We start from the raw sequence: 20,368 nt of genomic DNA on the forward strand, positions 1-20,368 counted from the left end.
GGGAGTTATCGCGCCGCAGGGAGTCCGCAGGATTTTGGGGCAAGATCATTAAGGATCAGCAGCACACACGGCACCACAATGGAGGCCAGCAGGGTAGCACTGACCAGGCCAAAAGCGATGGCGGCGATCAGCGGGATCAGGAACTGCGCCTGGGTGCTGGTTTCGGTCAGCAGTGGCAGCAGACCGGCAAAGGTGGTCAGGGAGGTGATCATGATGGCGCGAAAGCGATCATGGACCGCCTGGCAGCAGGCCTGCACCAGTTCCTGCCCTTCAGCCACCTTCTCTTTGATAAAGGTGATCAGCAGAATATTGTCGTTGACCACGATACCCGCCAGGGTGGCAAATCCCACCAGACTTGGGATAGTGAGATCCAGTCCGAGCGCAAGGTGCCCCCAGATTACGCCTACTGCGCCCATCGGGATTGCGAGCAGAACGGCGATGGGTTGGGTAAAGCTCTGGAACAGGAAAGCCAGGATAAGGTAGACCCCAATCACCCCAAGGGTGAAGTAGTGGGCCAGTGAAGAGCCGGTATCGGCGCTCTCTTTATCCTGCCCCTGGGAGGCAAAGCGGATATCGGGGAATTTTTCCGCCATGTCAGGTACAAATACCTGGTAAAACTGCTGCATGATCTCCCGGGCATTGGCGACCTGGGTGTTGATGTTGCCCTGAACAGTGACAGTATTGGTACCATTGACCCGGTTAAGGCGTGAGAAAGCCTGCTGCTGGTGGAAATTGGCAACGGCAGAGAGCGGGATCAGCTCACCGTTACCGGCGGTGATGACCAGATCTCTCAGGCTCTGCAGAGAAGCGCCGGCAGTAAAGTCACTCTGGCGGATGCGGATATCGACGATTTCGCCCTGCTGGAATACGGTCAGTTCGTTATCGCCTTTTACTGCGCTGCGCAGGGTTTGTGCCACCTGAGCTGCAGTCACGCCCATCATGCCGGCCTGATCTTTGAGCGAAATCTGAATTTCACTGCGCCCATAACGCAGGTCGGAAGAGAGGTTGAACACGCCATCGAACTGTTTCAGCCATTTGGTCAGTATGCGGCTGACCTGGTAAAGCTGTTCCGGCTCGCCGCCCTGAATCCGGATATCAATACCGTTACCTGCCACGCCGCGTTCTTTGTCGGTAAATTTGAGTGACAGTACATCGGCGGTCGGGCCGGTTTTCTTCTTCCAGTTCTGGATCAGGTATTTGATGCTTTGCTCGCGGAACTGAGCGGCGAGCAGATCGGCACTCACGGTCGCAAGGTGCGGGCCAGACTCATTGGCATCCACATTGGTGTTATACATTACGGTGGTGCTGTGGATCAGAGGCTCGCCAAACTCTGCCTGATACTCCTTATCTATCTCATCAAGCGCACTGACGACTTTGCTGACCACCACATCCGTCTGAGACAACAGGCTTCCCTGGGGAAGCAGGACCCGGGCCTGCAGGGTGTCGCTTTCCAGTGATGGCATGGCGCGGAATTTCAGCCACCCGGCAGAAAACGTCGCCAGGGAGACCATCACCAGCATCAGCAGCAGGCCGAGGGTCAGATACGGCATTTTCATTGCGCGGCGGGTCAGCGGAACAAATCCGCGGTCACGCAGCGTTTCAAATCCCTGGATGATTTTGCCCCGGATGGGATTATGATCCGCGCTCAGACGGCTGTGCGCCAGGTGAGAAGGCAGGATAAGAAAGGCTTCCACCAGGCTGACCAGCAGGGTCAGCAGCAAAATGATGGGAATATAGCGCAGCACATCCCCGAGTTTTCCGGTCAGAAACATCAGTGGCCCTACCACCATCAGGGTCGTGGCAAAAGACGCCAGCACCCCGGGCAGTACCTGGCGGGTACCCTCAACGGCAGCCTGTACCGCAGGCATGCCCGCTTCACGTTTGGCGGCAATGTTTTCTGCGATGATCAGTGAGTCATCCATCAGCAGACCGATCGCGACAATCAGCCCGGTCATGGTCATCATGTTGATGGTGTAGCCCAGAGTGTGCATGACAAATACTGCGCCGAGAAAAGAGACCGGCAGCCCCATGGTCACCCAGAAGCTGAAACGCAGGTTGAAGAAAGCCCACAGGGCGAGAAAAGCCAGAGCTAAGCCCTGTACGCCATTGCTGCCAAGAATGCGCAGGCGCTCGCGAATATTGACGCTGACATCCTGGGTCAGGGTCAGCTCAACGCCGGCAGGGGCCAGTGCCTGCTCGTTTTTCAGCAGGCTTTCCACCGCTTCGCGCACTCTGAGCGTATCCTGGTGCTCGTTCTTGGATACCTGCAACAGGGCGGCCCGCTGGCCGTTGAACAGCAGTTTGTCTTCCTCAATGCTGAAACGCTGGTCAACGCTGGCAATGTCACCGAGGCGAAGCTGGGCTTCCCCGTTGATGACCAGATTTTTCAGCTGAGCGGCCCGGGTCGCCTGCTGATCAAACCGGACACTTTGCTGATCCAGATCGCCGGTGATAACACCTGCGGGTGTGGTGATGTTTTCCTGTTGAATACGATTAGCGAGGTCGGACACACTCAGCCCGTACTGACGCAGTTTCCAGCCAGAAACCAGCACTTCGATCTCCTGTTCTGAGAAACCACTGATGCCGACCTGGGCGATGAGCGGGCTGGCTTTCAGCTTCTGCTTCAGCTCTGTGGCGTAAAGATAGAGATCCTGATCGGACATCGGGCCGGTGACGGCAATACTGACCACTGAAGCCACCCGGTCCAGTTTGGTTACCACCGCCCGTTCCGCGCGGTCCGGAAAGTCGCTGATGGCATTGACCTGTTGCTGAATATCGCTGGTCAGAATATCGATGTTTTCTCCGTCCTGAATCTCGGCGTTGCCGATGGCGATGTTCTCTCTTGCGTCACAGGCAAACTCTTTAATCCCGCTCAGGCGGTCAATCGCATCTTCCAGCGGGACACAGATCTCCGCCGAGACTTCCGCCGGAGAGGCTCCCGGATAGCTGACCCGGACTTCCACGTTTTTGGTCGGGGTGAGCGGGAAGGTATCTTTTTGCAGCTGGGGCAGGGCAAACCCGCCCAGCAGCAAAATGGCGACCATCAGCACGTTGGCTGCGGTCTTATGCCGGGCAAAGTAGGTGATCATAGTTCACCTCCGGCTTGCTGTTTCAGCCACTGGCTCAGGGCTTTATCCGGCTGAGGCTTTAATGCCATGCCTTCGGCTGCAGGTTGCAGCTGGCTGACCACCACCAGGTCACCGGCGCTGATCCCTTTGCGGATCACCGCCGTCTGACCCTGAACAAAATCCACTTCCACCGGGGTGATGGCGAGTTTGCCATCTTTGACCAGGTAAACATTATCGCCATGCAGGGCATTCACTGGCAGCAGTAACTGTTTTTTAAGCGCCGGAGCTTTAAGCGTGACTTTGACAAAGGTATCGCGGATCAGCGGAGGCTTTTGGCCCGGAGAGGCTTTCTGATAAGGGTTGGGTACACTCACCACGATGGTCTGACTCTGGGTTTGCGCATTGATCTGGCCGCCACTGCGGTCAACGCTGCCCTGCCAGCGGATGATTTTGTCCCCGGCGTTCAGCTCAATCAGCGCAGTAAGGTTACTGTGCAGGTTCTGAGCCAGTGGCTGACTCTGGCTGTCCCGTCTGAGCGGGCGCATTTTTCCGAGCGGGAATTGAGCCAGCACTTCAACGGTGTCGATGCCATCGGCGGTCAGCAGCGTTTCGCCTTTGGAAACCCACGAAGCCAGGTCCACCTGTTTAGCGGTAATGCGGATATCAAACGGTGCTTCAATGCTGGTGTGGCGTAAATCGCGTTTTGCCATTTCCAGTTCGGTCTGAAGGACCCGCTGTTCGGCAAGATTGATCGCCTGCTCGTTTTTAAGGCTCTGGAGCTGTTGTTCGTTGGTCAGTAGTTCGCGCACCGCCTTATCCCGGTCGGTTTGCGAGACGTGGCCGGTTTTCACCAGCCGCTCGGTGCGTTCATATTCTTTTTTCTGGATCTGATAGTTTTTTGTAGCAATGGCCAGTGACTCGCCAAGGGTCTGATTTTTAAGCTTTGATACATCCAGGCTGGCAGTCAGTTTGGTGATGGCCAGTTGATAGGCTGAAGGATCCAGTTTCAGCAGGGGCTCTCCCCCGCGCAGGAGGTTACCTTCTTTGAGTCGATCTGAAATCCAGATGACCCGCCCTTCGACCTCTGCCTGAGCCTGCCACCCTCTGGCGGGCTGGGTGTGTCCGTACCCTGTCGCGGTTGGCTGAATATCCATGGGGGTCACTTTCAGTACCCTGACGACTTTTTTGCCAGCGCTGTCTGATGCTTTTGGCGGGTCGGCCTTCATTGCCGGAGCAATCGCAAGCAGAATGCCGCCAAGCAAAACAGGGGGGAGGATAAGCAGTCGTTTCTTCCAGCTGAATCTGGCCATCATAACGTCCTTTAACGATGAGAATTGTATATAAGCATAATCTAAATTAAATCTAACCCAAGGGGAGATAACGTAAATTTAGGTAAAGAATGCGAAATGAGCCACTTGCTGGCCGCAATAAAAGAGGTGATTTTATGTCAATGCACGTCAACCAAAGTAAAGCAACGTAAATTCACTTCTTATTCATTCCCCTCTCTTTATCATGGTTATCAATACTTCAGGGAGGCATTATGCTGAGACTTACTTTTTTCCTTACCCTGCTTTGGCTGCCGACCGCATTGTTCGGGCTGGTGGATGGCAGTGGTGACTTTTTCTATTGGCGGCACCAGTTCATTATGCTGACCGGGCTGCTGGCGCTGGGCTATATGGCATCAGCGGTGTTACTGGCCGGGCGTTTTCGCTGGCTGGAAGACAAGCTGGGCGGGCTGGATAAGGGCTACGCACTGCACAAACAGCTGGGGATCGCCTCTTTGCTGGCGCTGGTTTCTCACTGGCTGATGGTGAAAAGCGCCAGGTGGTTGATTGAAGCGGACCTTCTGGTTCGAAGCGGCGGAAAGCCTCACGGAACGGATGATGGTTTCAGCTGGGTTCATCTTGCCAAAGAACTGGGCGATCCCGCTTTCAAGCTGTTTGTTATTTTTGCGGTGATAAGCCTTGTACAGGCGATCAGCTATAAGAAATTCCGTTTCACCCATAAGCTGGGCGGCATCATTATGCTGGTCGGTGTGTTCCATACCCTGTTTCTGCTTGACTGGTCATGGGCTTCCCTGCCGATGAATAGTGCTGCGATTGCGATGTGTATCGCTGCGACCGCCTGTTCCCTGTTTTCGCTGTGTGGCCGTATTGGTCGCCGCAACAAAGTCAGCGGAGAGGTGAGTAATGTGGAACGTCATGTTGCTGAGGACACCAGGGTTGTACGTGTTACCGCAAAGCTGGACGGCGAGCTGGATTACCGGGAAGGTCAGTTCTGTTTTGTAAACTTCCATGATGGTGAAGCCCCGCATCCGTTCTCGGTGGTTGATTACCATCAGGGTGAAATTGTCTTTGGTATCAAGGCTCTGGGAGATTACACCTCTGAGCTGATCAGTAAGCTGGAGGCCGGACAGAAAGTGACGGTGGAAGGCGGTTATGGACGCTTCCAGGTTTCCGGTAATGACAGACAGGTATGGGTTGGCGCTGGCATCGGTATTGTGCCTTTCCTTTCGCGCCTGTACTGGCTGCAGCGCACCGCACCGGACAAACTGCCGAAAAAGCTCCATCTGTTTTACACTGTAAACCGGGCGAAGGAAGCCTTCTTCCATAAAGAGCTTCAGGCGCTGGTGGATAAGCTGCCAGGCACAGAGCTGCACCTGCTGGTGGCCGAAGAAGGGCAAGTCCTCAAAGCAGATGAGATCGAAGCGCTGATGAAGTCAGACCCGTACGAAGTCAGCTTCTGTGGTCCGGAAGGGTTCAGGGAAGCCCTGAAGAAAGGGCTTGGCCTGCCGAAGGATCGCTTTCATTATGAGTGTTTTAACATGCGCTGATACGCTGCAGACGAAAACATAACAACAGCCCCGGAAGTTCTCCGGGGCTGTTTCTTTATCACGAGAGGTTACTTCGCGCTGAGTATCATTCGGGCGTTAAGCTTTTGAACAGGGCGGTTGTTTGTGCCCATCGCTGTGTGCAGCTCCTCAGCCTGACTGTCGGTCAGAGTCTGTGGCTGCTTCAGCACAAACCAGCGAACCCCTTCGCTGCATGGCGGAGTAGTCAGAGAACCGTTGAAGCGGTAATAACCGGCATCTTCAGGCAGCATAGTGTTCATGGCAAACGTGTGGTTTAGCGCAACAGTCTGCTTCTCCTGTGGAAGGATTTCAGCCAGCGAAGCCAGCTGGGCGTTTTTCTCTCCCGGCTGATACATAATCGCGACCACAGCCAGGTTGCCATTTGCGTCGGCGTGGACCAGGTGGGCTTCAAGCGGGTACTGGCGGTTTTTGATCAGGTTCTCCGACGGCGTATGGAAATGGAACTGCTTCAGCTCAAAGACTTTCCCATCGACCGACAGGGTGTTTTTCCCCTCAATACCTGCCTGCAGCGTGTGACCATTGTTAGTCAGGCTGGTCACGGTGCCCTGGTAATCCAGCCTGGGTGCTTTCATTTCTGCTGACGTTGTCCGGGTGATGTTCACCGGACTCTGGTTTTGCCCCTTCGCACATTCGCCGGCGATCTTTCCCCAGTTATCAGGTCCGTTGTGTTCTCCGTATCCCCACTCTGATGCTACCGCGCCGCCAGCTACCAAAGCGCTTAAAGTCATTGCTATTGTTTGTTTTATCATACCCAGCTCCTTATGTTGTGTGCGGCTCAATGTATCTTCATGCGTCTCAATGAACAAACCTTTGACCGGGCTAAGCAATGGAAACTGAATGCATATATCATTTTTATGGGTCGAGGTGTGGTTATTGCGCGTAGTTGATTGAAGTTCTGTATGTGTGCTTTTTTATAAAATCTTATTGTTCCACTCAGATTTAGGGCCTCTTGTGGGGTAATCTTGCCAAAAAAAAAGGATTTCCCATGAAAGCACTCACCCGATTATTGTTACTTACCCTGCCGTTTTCCGCATCTGCGGCTGATGGCGACATTGACCTTAATGCGCTGTCTGCGGATAAACTGGGCAGCTATGTCAGCGCCTTTGAGCAGAAGCAGCAGGATCTGTGGATTGAGATTTCCCACCAGCGTTATCCGATCAGACTCGCGACCATCAAAGAAGGTGCACTGGTTGCAACTTATGAGAAAGGGGTGGTGCTGATAGCGTTTGATTTTGAAAGTGACAGCGGTCCCGGCAAAGAGGTGACAGTCGCAGAAGGCAAGTTTGAAGGAAACCTGGCCCGGCCGGACACTCTGGACCAGGCGGAGCGCATCTGGACTTCATCTGCAGTCGTAATTGACAGCAGAGGTGAAGAGTTCCGGTATAGCGGAACCCTTAACAGTGAAGGCAAACCGCACACCCCGTTTCAGCTAAATATCAACGATTCCCTCCTGAACAGTGGTACCAGTCAGTTAGTCTTTAACGGTAATGAGGCGGTATTGACCGGCCTGCTGGGCAGCAATACTTATGTTCAGTTGCGTGACATGGTTAAAGCTCACCCGGAGGTTGATACTGTTGTGATCAAAGCCGTCCGGGGCTCGCTGAATGATGATATCAACATGCATACCGGCAACCTGCTGCGCAATGCAGGCCTGAACACCAGGATCCCGGCAGATGGTTTTGCCTATTCTGGTGGCGTGGATCTGTTTACTGCAGGGGTAAAGCGTACTGTTGAGCCCGGTGGTAAGGTTGGTGTCCATTCATGGTGCTGCTCGGCTGATGGAAAAACGGCAGAACAGCTTCCTGAAGACAGCCCGGCTCACCATGACCAGCTCGTTTATTTCAGTAAAATGCTGGGCGCAAAAGACGGCCCTGAATTTTACTTTTACACCATCCATGCCGCGCCATTTAACGGCATGCATAAGATGACTGACAGTGAACTTGAACAGTATTCTGTAGTCACCAAATAGCAAAAAGCAGCGTCCGGTACGCTGCTTTTTTTAGTTCATTTTTTGGGGAGCGGTTAGCTGTTCGCTTTACTCAAAACAAACTTACTGTAAGTACTCACTTTGCCGTTGATGTACTCCACGCCGCAGTGGACGTTTTGTTTGGCGTTGCCGACGATCTGATACTCAACGATAAACTCACCGCTGATCACCTTGATAAACAGAAAGCCGTCGACCACTTTCCAGAGGCCCTGAAGGGTCTTTTCGCTGAACAGGTCCTGTTCGGTCAGGGTTCCGTTTGGCTTGAGGTTGAGAAGCGAAGAGAAACCATCGACGTTTACTTTTACCCATGGCTGCTGGTGGACTTCATAGCTGAGGATTTTACGCCGGCCTTTGGCCCACTCTTTCAGCTCTTTTTCCTGTGCCGGGGTGAGGGCCGGCAAATCTTCCATCTCAAGCAGAGTATGGTGTTTCTCGTACCAGAAGAGTTGCAGGTGAAGTAATTTCATTGGCGTCAGGGGCTTAAGCGGGTTCAAAAAAGAAGCACACTTTGCGTCACGGTGCCCGGGATGTCAAGGAAAGAGCGCAGTGCTCACGGGGGCGGAACACTGCGCTATCCCAATCAGGGGATAAAGACCTGCTATTGCAGGGTCGGAGCATGACAACACCGGTGCCCATTCTCGCCCGGCACCGGTGAGATCAGGTTTTCTATGCGGCAAATAGCCGGGGCAGCTGGGCGAAATCACACGCCTGGTTGAGGCGTTTCTGGGCGGTCAGGATATGCTCGCGCCAGTTGTCGTCCTGGGCCCACATCTCGATGACCAGCGGTACGACACAGTCAGTACGTTTGAGGGTTTCGAAGATGGCGTTGAAGTTCACTTCTCCGTCACCAATCACAAGATCACGGAACTGGCCTTTGTACTCCGGGGTAACCCGGTAAGTGTCTTTGAGGTGGATCTGGGTGATATGCGGACGGCTCAGTGCCAGCTCGGTGCAGACGTCGTAGTTCCAGCCGGAGATATTGCCTACATCCGGATAGGCGGTGAAGTACGGTGAGTCGACTTCCCGGTTTAAGATCTCAAACTTACTCAGTGAGTTGAGGTAGTCGGTATCCATGATTTCCACTGCCAGCATGACTCCGGCGCGCTCGGCCATTTTGGCGCTGGCCCGCATGCCTTCAATAAAGCGCTGGTGGGTTGCCGCGTTGGCTGGCTCGTAGTAAACGTCATAACCGGCAAGCTGGATGGTGCGAACGCCGAGCTTATAGGCGAGTGAAATGGCTTTTTGCATGTGCAGAACTGCCTGTTCACGGATCTCAGGATCAGCAGAGCCAAACGGGAACTTGCGGTGAGCGCTCAGACACATGGACTGAAGCGGGATCTGGTGCTGCTCGCACAGGCGGCGCAGGCCGTAGATGGTCTCATCATCCCAGTCCAGACGGCTGCGGCGCTCATCGGATTCATCGACCGAGATCTCCAGAAAATCAAAACCCAGCTCTTTGGTGGTACTCAGTTTCTCTTCCCAGCTCATCTCGTTGGGCAGGGCTTTCTCATACAGGCCGACCCGGTGGCGCTCCAGGTTCTGGTACATAGTGGTGTCCTCTAAAATTCGGGACTTACCCGGCCGGGGCCGGATATGTCGGGCAGGGGATAAGTGCTCTTCGGTAGCTTGTTGCTATTTCCAGTAGCGGTCGATCTGTGCGCGCAGCGCTTCTGCGGTTTCCTGACCTTTTTCACCCGCCAGTGCGCGGCCTGCGATAAAGGTTTTGGCTTTGATGCCTTCGAACAGGTAAAGGTCTTCAGGAACGATGCCGCCGGTGATCGAAAGCTCAAGGCCGATTTCAGAAAGCTGACGCATCTTATTGATGTCTTCGTCTGTCCAGCCCACACCGGCAAGCTCTGCGTCACGCGAGCGGTGGTAGATGGCCTGGGTGATCCCAAGGTTAACCCAGGCTTTGGCGTCTTCCATCGTCCAGTTGCCGTAGATCTCGATCTGGATCTCGCCGTTAAACTCATCGGCGACTTTCTTACACGCGCCTACGGTTGCGATATGCGCGGCGGCAGAAACCGTCAGCCAGTCTGCACCGGCTTCAAATGCCATCCGGGCCAGGATCGCGCCGCCGTCGGTGGTTTTCAGGTCACACACCAGGATATGGTCCGGGTGATTTTTACGCAGGGTGCTGACCGCATTCATGCCGTCTGCGAAGGCCAAAATGGTGCCAACTTCGATAACATCGACGAATTTCTCTACATTTTGGGCGACGTTAACCGCCGCGGCCAGACTGGTTTGGTCCAGCGCGATTTGAATCATAGGTTTGGTCATGGGAATTATCCTTGAATTTTGTCTCGTATCAGGCGGGCGAGGCCGCCCTGGTTGTTGTCTGTCGGGCAGACCATCCGGGCTGAGGATTTCACCGTGTCGTCGGCGTTGTGCATCGCGACGCCAAGACCGGCGTAGCTGAGCATGGAGATATCGTTATGGTTATCCCCCACGGCAATTACGTGGTTAGGGTGATAACCGAGTTCGCTGACGAACTCAGCCAGGCGCTTGCCCTTGTTGTTGCCTTTGGCGGCGAAATCAATGCGGTTGGACCAGGAGCGCTCACCGCTGAAGCGCTCGGCAACCCAGGTGTGGCTCTGCAGCCGTTCGACCGAACTTGGCTGGCCCTCTACCACAAACTTCCATACATAGTCAGTCTGCTCGGCTTCGGTGCGGAAGCTGTCCACCCTGTAGATCTTTGGCCGGTGCGCTTCGGGCGCCTGCTCGGCCCAGCTTTCCAGCGCCTGCATATAGTGGATTGGGTTGTGGTTGGAGTAGGTCATGGCGTCGGTCACATACATCACCATCTTGACCTGAAATTCCTTCGCCAGGTCGATAAAGGTCAGGGCGTCCTGTTTCTCTATCGAGTTGTGGATCACTACCTGGTTGTTTTGGTAGTCGTATACATAAGTGCCGTTGCAGCAGATGATTGGGGTGGTCAGCCCCAGCTCTTCGTAATATGGCCGCGCGGCGGTGTGGTGACGACCGGTGACGATCACCACATGACAATGTTCCCGTGCATCACGGATAGCCTGTTTTACTTCCGGATGAATGGTGTGATCGTCGCTCAGTACGGTTCCGTCCAAATCTAATGCCAGCACTTTATACATAGCGGTTACCTCTGGCCGTAGTAGGCGTTTTCGCCGTGTTTACGCAGGTAGTGTTTGTCTGACAGCTCCGGCTGGATCTTAATGCCGCTGTTGAGCGAGCGGGTTGCCAGCGCCATAGCGGAGATCTCTTCCAGTACCACCGAGTTGTGTACTGCATCATCGGCATCCTTACCCCAGGAGAAAGGCGCATGTCCGGCGACGATAACGCTCGGTACTGCCATCGGGTCTGTTTTGCGCTGAGCGAACTCTTCGACGATCACAAGGCCGGTGTTCTTTTCATACTCTCCGGCTATTTCATTCTGAGAGAGCTTGCGGGTACACGGAATATCGCCGTAGAAATAATCCGCATGAGTGGTGCCGAGCGCAGGAATATCGATACCGGCCTGGGCCCAGATAGTGGCGCTGCGCGAGTGGGTATGCACTACGCCGCCGATCTCCGGGAAAGCTTTATACAGCTCGATATGGGTATCAGTATCACTCGATGGATTCAGGCGGCCTTCGACCACATTGCCCTCCAGATCGACCACCACGATATCGTCGGCAGTCATGGCGTCGTACTCGACGCCGGAAGGTTTGATAGCCAGAACGCCAAGCTCACGGTCGATTTCCGATACGTTGCCCCAGGTAAAAGTCACCAGGCCGTATTTGGGCAGCTTGAGGTTAGCCTCAAGCACGCGCTGTTTCAGTTGTGAGTACATATTGGGTCTCCTAAGCTGCTTCTTGCGCCAGTGCTTCGTCGATCACTCGGTAGACGTCTTCTTTGCTCTGGCAGTTGCGAAGTTTGTCCAGATCCACGCCGGTTTCGCTCTCTTCGTCATCAAGAACCTGAGTGACTTCCATCAGGCCTTCCATGTGTTCGTCAGAAGAGCTGCCGGCCAGGGTGATCAGTACGTCTACCGGCTCATCTTCGCCTTCGAAGTAAACCGGGGTGTCCAGGGTGACCAGCGCGAATGCGGTTTTCAGCACACCGTCTTCCGGGCGGGCATGAGGCAGGGCCAGGTTTGGAGCAATCACGATATAAGGACCAAGTTTTTCAATGCTGCCGATGATGGCTTCGTGATAAGAAGGGGCGATAGCGCCGGACTCAATCAGCATATCGGTACCGATTTTGATAGCACTGCGCCAGTCAGCCGCGCTCTGGTGAAGCTTAATTGAGTTGTTATCGATCAGTGATTGTTTCAATCCCATGGCTTTTGTCTCCGTTATAGATTCTGTTTATCAGTTCTTCCTTCCGCCATTGGAGGGCATTGCTGCCGCTCCAATGGCTTCCGGTTATTTTTGTTTTTGCTTTTATTTTTGGGTGGCGAAGTTTTTGTCGATCAGGTCGAGCAGTTCATCGCCAAAGGAGTTCGGGTTGAGCATGTTTTGTACCCCCAGGACAAACTTGCCTTCACCCGGGTCCATCTCTGCAGAGAGATGTTTGGATGACACGATAATGTCTGTGCTGGCCAGCTTGGACTTGTAGTCCGACACCGCGCATGAGTCCATTACGTGTGGAATGCCTTTCTTCTCAAGATATTTACCTATCTTCATTTTCATCATCATTGATGAGCCCTGGCCGTTACCGCACACCGCAAGGATGCTTACCGGACGCACGCCGTCGCTCGCTTCAATCGCTTTTTCTACCGCTTCGATGACTTCAGGCTCTTCGGTAACCGATACCGCGCCCTGTGCATCTTCTTCAGCACGCAGCTGTTTGGAGGCGAAGTACATGTACACACCAGCCAGAGCAACCAGTACCCAGAAGAAAGCTTTCGACATAGAGATACCGGCAAAGATTGGCGGGAACACCAGTGCCCAGTCAGCCATACCCATCCAGCCGCTGAACTCAACGCCGTGGTTACTGATAAGCTGGATAGCCCATGCAGAGCCGACAACTTCGATGATGCCCATCACGAAACAGATCTTCATGACCGCTTTCCAGCCGCCGAAGTGGTTGGCAAACACACCGATAGTGGCGTTAGAGAAGAACATCGGAATAAAGCCCGGGATGATCATGATTGGCGAGTCAGCCAGCAGCAGTGCGCCCACAGCCAGGAACTGACCAATTGCGCCCCACATAAAGCCAAATACCATCGCGTTTGGAGAGAATGCGTAGATAGCCGCACAGTCAATCGCCAGAACCGCATTAGGGATAACGCGCTCAGAGATGCCTTTAAACGCTTCAGACAGCTCTGCAACGAACATACGTACACCGGCAACGATCACCTGAATCGCTACTGCGAACTTCAGACCGGTTTCGATGATGTAGATAGTCCAGTGCGTTTTTCCTGCCATTGCCTGAAGGTTATCCAGGCCGAATGAAAGCAGGATGATGCCGAAGAACACAGTCATCACAATGGCCGTCGCTGCGATGCTGTCGTGGAAGATGTGCAGCCATTTAGGCAGTTCGATATGGTCTACGCTGTCGTTCTTGTCACCCAGTTTTGGTGCCACTTTGGTGGCAATCCAGGAAGCAACCTGCTGCTGGTGACCGATAGAGAAGCCTGCGCCACCGGTGACTTCTTCGGTTGGCTTGAACATGATGTTGGAAGAGATACCCCAGTACAGCGCCATCAGAACCGCTGAGTAAAGGATGGTTTCCCACATCGACGCGCCAAGAATGAAGTAGAACACCGCAACCAGACCGGCCTGCTGGAACATGATGTGGCCAGTCAGCATGATGGTGCGGATACCGGTAATACGGCGGAACAGCACTAAAAGGATGTTAATACCCAGCGCCAGCAGCACCGCGTAACCAACCCAGGAGTACATGTCGCCCATGTTTTCCATGGTCGCCATCATAGTGGTGTAAGGGTCGATAACTGAGCCGGTCAGGCCGTGGTATTCAGAAAGTTTTTCGATGACTGGTTTAAATCCTTTAACCAGTGTGCCAGCACCAACCTGTACAAGCATGAAACCAACGATGGTTTTGATTGTACCTTTGATGATGGTTGTAGGATCGCGTCTCAACAGCCAGTACCCGATTAGGGTGACCAAACCCAGCAGCAGCGGAGCTTTGGTCATAACCTGGCTGTAAAAAATATAGAAGATGTCGTAGAGGAACTCCATATCTTTACCCCTTGGTGAATGTAGTTGTAATTGTGTGTAGGACAGAGCTTATTAATTGCTCATTTTGCTCACAGAACAGACTTTAACAATCACAAGTAATCATTCAATGCTCATTTATGATTATTTTGATATTTATCAATTTTGCTCAAAGAAAAACCAGTTAAATGGGCTGTGGATCACATGTGAAAACAACAAGGCCTATAAAATCAATGGGTTAGGCGTTTTTGTGATCCGGTGCAAAAATCGAAGTGGTCAAAATTTGACATTCACAGGGGTGACAAATAGAATCATAACAAATCAAAAATAATCACCAAGTAATCACTTGATGAAAAGAAGGGTGATAACCATGAATGAAGTACAGAGACATCACCAGATCCTGTCTTTGTTAGACGATATGCACACGATCAACGTGGCGCATATCATCGACAAATTCCAGGTCTCTCCGGCTACCGCACGCCGCGATATCTCTAAGTTAGATGAGCTGGGAAAACTGAAAAAGATCCGTAACGGTGCCCAGCGCATTGAAGTTAAGAAGAAAAACTGGACACCGCTGAACATCAACAGCACTGACCATTACCACGAGAAGTCCAAAATCGCGGTAAAAGCGGCAGAGCTGTGTCAGCCGGGTGACAGTGTAGTGATCAACTGTGGTTCGACCGCTTTCCTGCTGGGGCAGGAGCTGTGTGGTCAGGACGTGCAGATAGTCACCAACTACTTCCCGCTGGCGAGCTACCTGATCAACGAAGACCACGATGACGTGATCATTATCGGTGGTCAGTACAACCGTGCGCAGAATATCTTCCTTAATCCGGCTCCGGATGCCCTTGGCGGCTACGCCGGTCACTGGATGTTTACCAGTGGCAAGGGCCTGACAGAGCAGGGGCTGTACAAAGCCGATATGCTGACTGCTGTCGCTGAGCAGCAGATGCTGGAGCAGATAGACAAGCTTGTGGTCGTGGTCGACAGCTCCAAAATCGGTCAGCGAACCGGCATGCTGTTCTGCCCTTCGGCCAAGATAGATATTTTGATCACCGGTAAAGATGCCAGACCTGAAGTTATCGAAGCAATTCGGGCTCAGGGTACGGACGTAATCCTGGTCTAAAACAGGCTTAACCTCTTACAAAAATTTCCAGGTGTCAGAGCTTTACGCTCCGGCGCCCGGCTCCCTGCATCCAAAATTTAATGAAACTACGTGAAAGAAAAGGTGTTGCTATGAGTAATGTAAACGAAATCACCCGCGAATCCTGGATCCTGAATACCTTCCCTGAGTGGGGAACCTGGCTGAACGAAGAGATTGAGAAAACCGTTGTTGAGCCAAATACGTTTTCCATGTGGTGGCTGGGCTGTACCGGGATCTGGCTGAAATCAGAAGGCAACACCAATATCTCCATCGACTTCTGGTGTGGTACCGGTAAAAAGACCCAGAAAAATGCCCTGATGAAGAACCAGCACCAGATGATGCGTATGGGCGGCGTACGTGAACTGCAGCCAAACCTGCGTACCGCTATCTTCCCGCTTGACCCGTTTGCCATCAAAGAGATCGATGCGGTACTGGCATCTCACGATCACGCGGATCATATTGATGTGAATGTGGCGGCAGCGGTTCTGCAAAACTGCGGCGAGCACGTGAAATTTATCGGCCCTCAGGCGTGTGTGGATCTCTGGACTGGCTGGGGCGTGCCTGAAGAGCGCTGCGTGGTGGCAAAAGTGGGCGATGTGCTGGAAATCGGCGATATGAAGATCCGCGTACTGGACTCTTTCGACCGTACCGCTCTGGTAACCCTGCCGGAAGGCACTTCATCATACGATAAAGAGATTCTGGATGGTATGGACGCCCGTGCGGTGAACTATCTTGTCGAAACCAGCGGTGGCTCTGTTTATCACTCAGGTGACTCACACTACTCAAACTACTACGCGATGCACGGTAACGAGTACCAGATCGACGTAGCGCTGCTTTCATACGGTGAAAACCCACGCGGCGTAACCGATAAGATGACGGCTTCAGACATCCTGCGTGCCGGTGAAACTCTGGACTGTGAAGTTGTTGTGCCGTTCCACCACGATATCTGGGCCAACTTCCAGAACGACCCGCGTGAAATCGAAGTACTGTGGAATATGAAGAAAGAGCGCCTGCAATACGGTTTTGCCCCGTTCTTCTGGCAGGTAGGCGGCAAGTACACCTACCCAACGGATAAAGGCCGCATGCACTACCAGCACTTCCGTGGCTTCCGCGATATCTTTACTGATGAGCCGGAGCTGCCATATAAGGCATTCCTGTAACCTGAACTTATAAATAACAAGCCCCCGGGACTTCCCCGGGGGTTTTGTTTTGCCTTCTGACTTACTTACGTTTTGCCATTTCATCGAAGATAGGGAAGATGATTTCATTCAGGTAGATCTGAACATAGCGTTGGCCGGTTGGCTCGCGGAAGGCACCAAATGTTGCCATGGAGTATCCGGTGTCGTGATCGTATGCTGACCACTGGCCGTTTACGCCGATCATGACTGAAACGGTGCGGCCGGTTTCCGGGTTGGTGACGGTGCGCCACTGATTTTTGTAGAATGCAGTTGGTGCCAGCAGGTGCTCATAGGAGATTTTATCCCATGCTTCCCTGACGCCGTCATCACCATTGTTAACCTGGTCGATGTAGAATTTTGGAATAATCTGCTCGCCTTTCCAGTTCTTACCGCCATTTGCCATCAGGTATGAACCAATCGCGAAGTCACGGTTAGTTGCATTCATGGAGCCAGCAGCCAGAGATTCTCGCTTTTGGTTAATGTAAAGTGTCATATCTGAAGTGAAGCCACCTTTGCTCCACAGGAATTTTTCGCTCAGCTCAGCCAGGTTCATGCCAGTCGCAGCCTCGACCGCGCGGGCAAGAATTTCAGTGTTTAGTCCGCGGTATTGGTAGACGGTACCTGGTTTCCATTCTGGCTTGGCTTTCAGGGCAAAAGCACGCAGGTAATCACCAAATGATTCAATTTTACCCAGAGCATCTTCTGGTGGCAGCAGTTTACCGTCACGCATTTCAAGGCCGTTGTAGCCGGTTACGGTAGACATGGCGCTGTCCCAGCACGATACGCCTTCCGGCATACCCCAGTTGTGATAGCCTTTACGGGTGAAGTACATGTCATTAATGCCGGAAGCCATGTCTGCAAAGTTTTGCAGTGGAATATCTGCCCATGGTGTGCCTTCGAACTCTTTAATGTACTTTCCAGCCGGGTCATCTGCTTTCATGTAGCCTTTATCAATAGCAATGGCCCATAGCATCGAAGAGAAAGACTTATGTGCAGACATCAGGTGGTGTTTAGTGTCTTTATCTGTATTGGACCAGTAATCTTCCGCGACAATGTTCCCTTTTGGATCCAGTATTACATAGCTCTGCACAGAAGCGCGGTCACGCATTACGTTGTACAGGCTGATTTTCTTGCCCGGGATAACATCATCCATCATGACAGTAGATGGGTCGAAGTCATTTAACACCTTAAGTGGCATTGCTTCGCCGTGCTTTACAAGTGCGTAGTAGTGGTTCAGGTAGGAATCAGCCATGGTATAACGCATGTTTTTGGCTTCTTCCCAGTTTGCCACGCTGACCCCGTATTTTGCTAAGTTTTGATCAAACTGAGGGTTGGGATCCTTGTATTCAACGGCCAGACCATTGAATGAAGCAGAAGCAAGAAGAGTCGCGACTAGAGCCTTTTTCATACTGTGTTCTCCGGTTTTTTCTTTTGATTGTATCGGTGTGTATCAAAAGAAGTTCATTAACTATTTGTTGAGTTCAAAACAGTAAACGGGGTAAATCTTTGATGATTATGAGTGGCGCAATACATGTCGCTCATAATTTAATGTCAAACTACTCCGGTTTTTAAAAGAGTTCAATAGCTCTTGTTTATCTTCGAATGAAAAGTGATTTTGCAAAAAAGAAGGGGTGGGTGCTTTGCTTTTATGGCAACAAAAATGAATAACTCGCTGATTCCTCGGTCAGACAGGAAGTTGTATCCTTGATTGGTGTGATAAAAGTGGCGCACACTGCCCACTTCGGATCATTTTGACACTAACCTGACACGGCTTTGCGGCCCAATTCACAGTTTTTTTGTACGGCAAAATTAGACTTCAATTGAACTTCCAATAAACAGATATAAAACAATGAGAAAAACTGTAATTGCCCTCGCTCTGGGTACCCTTCTGAGTGTTCCTTTTACTTCTGTCGCCGCTGATAACACCGCCGTTGCCTCTGGCGCGGAGTACAGCCAGTTTGTTACCAAACGTCAGGTGGTCGATCAGCTTCTGGCTGACGCCCTGAAGGCGTTTAAATCTCCGGCGCGGGTATCGCATGCGGGCTTTACCGCCAAGATGCCAAGCAACATGGAGATCGTCACCAGCCGCCTGATGGAAGCGTACCAGCTGGAGCCTTACCGTACCGACCTGCTGATCTCCGCTGCCAACGCGCAGATCTACAACAAAAATGTGGACCGGGCGATCGAGCTGTTTGAAAAGGCGCTCTCTGTAGCACCGGACGATGTGGATTTGCATTCCTACCTGGCGGTATGGCAGAACTTCAAAGGCAACAAAGCAGAATCAGTCGAGCACATGAAAGCTGTTGCCAGGCTGAACGCAGGCCGTGAAGCCGATCTGGTGCGCCTGTTTGATACGGTTGAGCGGGTACTGGAAACACCGCTGAAAGAGAAATCCACCGAGAAGCTGGGCAAAGACGGCGCTATCGTGACTCTGGGTTACGCGCTGAATCCGGACGGCTCGATGCACGATATTCTGATTGCCCGCCTGGAAACCACGCTGGCGATGGCAAAAGCGAACCCGAATGCGTTTATCGTTCTGACCGGTGGTGTGCCGCAGAACAACAAAACCGAAGGTAAGCTGATGGCAGACTGGCTCATCGAACGCGGCGTGAGCAAAGACCGCATCATCGAAGAGAACTACGCCACCAGTACGGTAGATAACGCCCTGTACAGTGCGTACGCGCTGGCGCGTCATGATATTAAGCACGCGACCATCATCAGCTCAGCCAGCCATGTACGCCGTGGTCAGACCCTGTTTGAAGTCGCGACCTGGCAGACCGGCCCGCATGGCATCACGTTTGATACGGTTTCCTACCCGGATAAACCGCTGAAAGAGCTGGCGAAAGCCAGTGACGGCGAGCTGCTGGGTATTTACCGCGACGCACTGCGTACTTACGGTATGTGGAGTTACCGCTCATATCCGCTTCAGTCCCGCTAGTTTCGGGCTGATTAAACCGGATACACCGAACCCCGGTCGGTCAGTGCCTGACAATAGTTATCTCCATCCAGGATACCTGTTTGTTCCCCCGGCACTGGCTGACCGGCTTTAACGTTAGTACTTTTCATCGAATTAGATGAAAAGTAAGGAAAAAGGCCACAAGTGTGGCCTTTTTGCCGTTAACAGCCGTGAAAACTCTGAACGAAAAATCACTTACCGCTGACATCCTGTTTGCCTCAGTTGACAAAATTTGCGCCACAAAAAGACAACAAGAGAGCAAACGCAGTGGATTTTACTCAGCAAGACAGGGATGCCCTGTATCATATCTGGATGTCGCAAAAGGCCAAAATGCGCCTGACTCAAATGGAAGTGGCCAAACGCCTTGGCGTCAGCCAGCTTGAATTTTCAAACCTTCTTCGTGGCACTGCGCCGCTTAACATGCCGTTTGTCAGCCAGTTCTGCCGGATGCTGCATGTTGACCCCCAAATGCTGCTGCCATCCCTGATGCGCACCGGCGGCCAGGAACCTAAAGTCGTTTTTCTGCAAAACCGTATCAGCGTAGACGGAGAGATCCAGCACGTGTACGTGGATGGTAAGCAGGTGGTGATCGAGTACGCGCATACTGTTCAGTGACACTGGCCATACGGCGCGTGGCTAACACCTGCGGGGAGACTTCGGGTATAGTTCCTCCGTTATTGTAAGTGGAATCCGAATTTATGAAAAAGCTGGTAATGCTGGCACTGGCCGCAACAGCGCTGACAGCATGTACTGATGAAGTTGGTACAGAATCCTGGTGTGATGGCATGCGCGATAAGCCAAAGACAGAGTGGACGGCAGACAATGCGGTCGATTTCGCCAAGCACTGCGTACTCCAGGACAGCATTGGCAGTGAACAGTGGTGTGAAGACCTGAAAGAGAAGCCGAAAGGCGAGTGGACTGCGAATGAAGCGGCGGATTTTGCTAAGCACTGTATTTTCTGATTTGTACTGATTGAAATGCGGTTTGAAAGAGGAAGCCCTGGCTGATGTGCCGGGGCTTTTGTCGTTT

Annotated in this window: 18 protein-coding genes; 7 read left to right on the forward strand and 11 right to left on the reverse strand. The window is 52.6% G+C overall.

The genetic code is table 11. The features are described from left to right. Positions 1-5: 5 nt before the first annotated feature. Both ACVB80_RS06575 and ACVB80_RS06580 read right to left on the reverse strand, forming a co-directional pair. Entirely contained in the window at positions 6-3,089 is a 3,084-nt protein-coding gene (locus ACVB80_RS06575; RefSeq protein WP_481080480.1) for an efflux RND transporter permease subunit, read from the reverse strand. Beyond that, on the reverse strand, positions 3,086-4,378 hold the full coding sequence (locus ACVB80_RS06580) for an efflux RND transporter periplasmic adaptor subunit (protein WP_481080481.1): 1,293 nt from the start codon (positions 4,376-4,378) through the stop codon (positions 3,086-3,088). Before ACVB80_RS06580 ends, ACVB80_RS06575 begins: the two co-directional genes overlap by 4 nt. Before the next feature lie 230 nt (positions 4,379-4,608). Here ACVB80_RS06580 and ACVB80_RS06585 point away from each other — a divergent pair, with 230 nt between their 5' ends. Next, entirely contained in the window at positions 4,609-5,901 is a 1,293-nt protein-coding gene (locus ACVB80_RS06585; protein ID WP_481080482.1) for a ferredoxin reductase family protein, read from the forward strand. A gap of 68 nt (positions 5,902-5,969) precedes the next feature. Here ACVB80_RS06585 and ACVB80_RS06590 read toward each other — a convergent pair whose 3' ends face one another. Further along, positions 5,970-6,689 carry a carbonic anhydrase gene (locus ACVB80_RS06590; RefSeq protein WP_481080483.1) on the reverse strand — a complete coding sequence of 240 codons (720 nt, stop codon included), beginning with the start codon at positions 6,687-6,689 and terminating at the stop codon, positions 5,970-5,972. Between the two features lie 236 nt (positions 6,690-6,925). Between ACVB80_RS06590 and ACVB80_RS06595 the strand changes: the two genes are divergently transcribed. Next, a complete protein-coding gene (locus tag ACVB80_RS06595; RefSeq protein WP_481080484.1) occupies positions 6,926-7,909 on the forward strand; it encodes a hypothetical protein in 984 nt (327 codons plus the stop codon). Between the two features lie 53 nt (positions 7,910-7,962). Here the strand turns inward: ACVB80_RS06595 and ACVB80_RS06600 are convergent, their stop codons facing one another. From ACVB80_RS06600 to ACVB80_RS06630, 7 genes are all read right to left on the reverse strand, one after another. Next, the gene (locus ACVB80_RS06600) at positions 7,963-8,394 is read right to left on the reverse strand and encodes a hypothetical protein (RefSeq protein WP_481080485.1); all 432 of its coding nucleotides are present in this window, start codon (positions 8,392-8,394) and stop codon (positions 7,963-7,965) included. Positions 8,395-8,593: 199 nt separating this feature from the next. After that, positions 8,594-9,475, reverse strand: coding sequence for an L-ribulose-5-phosphate 3-epimerase (locus ACVB80_RS06605; protein WP_481080486.1), 882 nt, complete (start codon positions 9,473-9,475; stop codon positions 8,594-8,596). 84 nt (positions 9,476-9,559) lie between these two features. Then, entirely contained in the window at positions 9,560-10,207 is a 648-nt protein-coding gene (locus ACVB80_RS06610) for a 3-keto-L-gulonate-6-phosphate decarboxylase UlaD (protein ID WP_481080487.1), read from the reverse strand. A gap of 5 nt (positions 10,208-10,212) precedes the next feature. Next, entirely contained in the window at positions 10,213-11,034 is an 822-nt protein-coding gene (locus tag ACVB80_RS06615) for a Cof-type HAD-IIB family hydrolase (protein WP_481080488.1), read from the reverse strand. 5 nt (positions 11,035-11,039) lie between these two features. Continuing rightward, entirely contained in the window at positions 11,040-11,732 is a 693-nt protein-coding gene (locus tag ACVB80_RS06620; protein WP_481080489.1) for an L-ribulose-5-phosphate 4-epimerase, read from the reverse strand. A 10-nt stretch (positions 11,733-11,742) separates the two neighbouring features. Beyond that, positions 11,743-12,222, reverse strand: coding sequence for a PTS sugar transporter subunit IIA (locus ACVB80_RS06625; protein ID WP_481080490.1), 480 nt, complete (start codon positions 12,220-12,222; stop codon positions 11,743-11,745). Positions 12,223-12,324: 102 nt separating this feature from the next. Then, positions 12,325-14,085 carry a PTS ascorbate-specific subunit IIBC gene (locus ACVB80_RS06630; RefSeq protein WP_481080491.1) on the reverse strand — a complete coding sequence of 587 codons (1,761 nt, stop codon included), beginning with the start codon at positions 14,083-14,085 and terminating at the stop codon, positions 12,325-12,327. A 346-nt stretch (positions 14,086-14,431) separates the two neighbouring features. Here ACVB80_RS06630 and ulaR point away from each other — a divergent pair, with 346 nt between their 5' ends. Continuing rightward, positions 14,432-15,187: an HTH-type transcriptional regulator UlaR gene (gene ulaR / locus ACVB80_RS06635; protein ID WP_481080492.1), complete on the forward strand. Its 756-nt coding sequence runs from the start codon at positions 14,432-14,434 to the stop codon at positions 15,185-15,187. 110 nt (positions 15,188-15,297) lie between these two features. Continuing rightward, a complete protein-coding gene (ulaG, locus tag ACVB80_RS06640) occupies positions 15,298-16,365 on the forward strand; it encodes an L-ascorbate 6-phosphate lactonase (RefSeq protein WP_481080493.1) in 1,068 nt (355 codons plus the stop codon). A gap of 61 nt (positions 16,366-16,426) precedes the next feature. Here ulaG and ACVB80_RS06645 read toward each other — a convergent pair whose 3' ends face one another. Then, positions 16,427-17,791, reverse strand: coding sequence for a serine hydrolase domain-containing protein (locus ACVB80_RS06645; RefSeq protein WP_481080494.1), 1,365 nt, complete (start codon positions 17,789-17,791; stop codon positions 16,427-16,429). A 441-nt stretch (positions 17,792-18,232) separates the two neighbouring features. Here ACVB80_RS06645 and ACVB80_RS06650 point away from each other — a divergent pair, with 441 nt between their 5' ends. From ACVB80_RS06650 to ACVB80_RS06660, 3 genes are all read left to right on the forward strand, one after another. Then, positions 18,233-19,321 carry an ElyC/SanA/YdcF family protein gene (locus ACVB80_RS06650; RefSeq protein ID WP_481080495.1) on the forward strand — a complete coding sequence of 363 codons (1,089 nt, stop codon included), beginning with the start codon at positions 18,233-18,235 and terminating at the stop codon, positions 19,319-19,321. 285 nt (positions 19,322-19,606) lie between these two features. Then, positions 19,607-19,954, forward strand: coding sequence for a helix-turn-helix domain-containing protein (locus ACVB80_RS06655; protein WP_481080496.1), 348 nt, complete (start codon positions 19,607-19,609; stop codon positions 19,952-19,954). A gap of 83 nt (positions 19,955-20,037) precedes the next feature. After that, positions 20,038-20,301: a DUF3012 domain-containing protein gene (locus tag ACVB80_RS06660; RefSeq protein ID WP_481080497.1), complete on the forward strand. Its 264-nt coding sequence runs from the start codon at positions 20,038-20,040 to the stop codon at positions 20,299-20,301. The last annotated feature ends 67 nt before the right edge of the window (positions 20,302-20,368 follow it).

This window comes from Vibrio sp. 9-16B-A1 (assembly GCF_056726165.1).